The 789-nt window shown below is 65.8% G+C and carries 1 protein-coding gene; it reads left to right on the top strand.

All coding sequences use genetic code 11. The features are described 5' to 3' along the window. The coding region (locus GXW78_RS27690) for an ATP-binding protein (RefSeq protein ID WP_211872151.1) at window positions 1-789 on the top strand (789 nt) is incomplete at both ends.

Here is a 789-nt window from a genome sequence, read left to right as displayed (position 1 = left end):
AGGCCGAACCACTGAAGGATGGCGCCGACGCGGCCTTCGTCAATGCTCAGACGGTATTGGCCGAGCTGAACGCCGCATGGGCGCAGGTCGATGCGGTCCTTGGCCCGGCGGAGGCGCGCGAAGAACGCGAGAAGAGCCTCGACGGGGCGCTGCATGTTTTGCAGCAAGCTGCTTCCGAGGCCGCTGACCGCTCGCTTCGCTTATCAGCCGAAGCCGCCGACGTGCAATCCGCCGAGGGAGCCCTGAAGCGCGCGCGCTCCGTGGAGCTGGCGGCGCAGAACGAGACGAATGCGCTGCGTGAGAAGATTGCCGGCCTCAATGCCGAGATCCGCACCAGATCGGACGACGCCGTGGAGGAGATGCATCGCGAGGCCGTCGAAGCGCTTTCGGCCGCTGAGGCAAGGGAAGCCGCATTCGCCGCCGAGGTGGCGACGCTGCAGCGTTTGTCTGGCGCCCTGGAGGCGGCCCGATCCGACGCTCGCGAGCTGTATCTCCGGCCAGTCATCACCGAACTCAGGCCGCTGCTTCGGCTGCTGTTCGACGACATCTCGATCGTCTTCGACGAGAAGACGCTGCTGCCGCACAGGATCCTGAGAAACGGGCAGGACGAAGAGGTCGATCGCCTCAGCGGCGGCATGCGCGAGCAGCTCTCCGTCCTGACCCGGCTCGCCTTCGCACGGCTCTTGGCGAAGGACTCCCGGCCAACACCCGTCATTCTCGACGACGCCCTGGTCTACTCAGACGATGACCGCATCGAGAAAATGTTCGACGCGCTCCATCGGCAAGCGA

It is taken from the genome of Neoroseomonas terrae (assembly GCF_018129025.1).
Classification (GTDB): domain Bacteria; phylum Pseudomonadota; class Alphaproteobacteria; order Acetobacterales; family Acetobacteraceae; genus Neoroseomonas; species Neoroseomonas terrae.
This window is presented reverse-complemented; position numbering and strand designations above follow the sequence as displayed.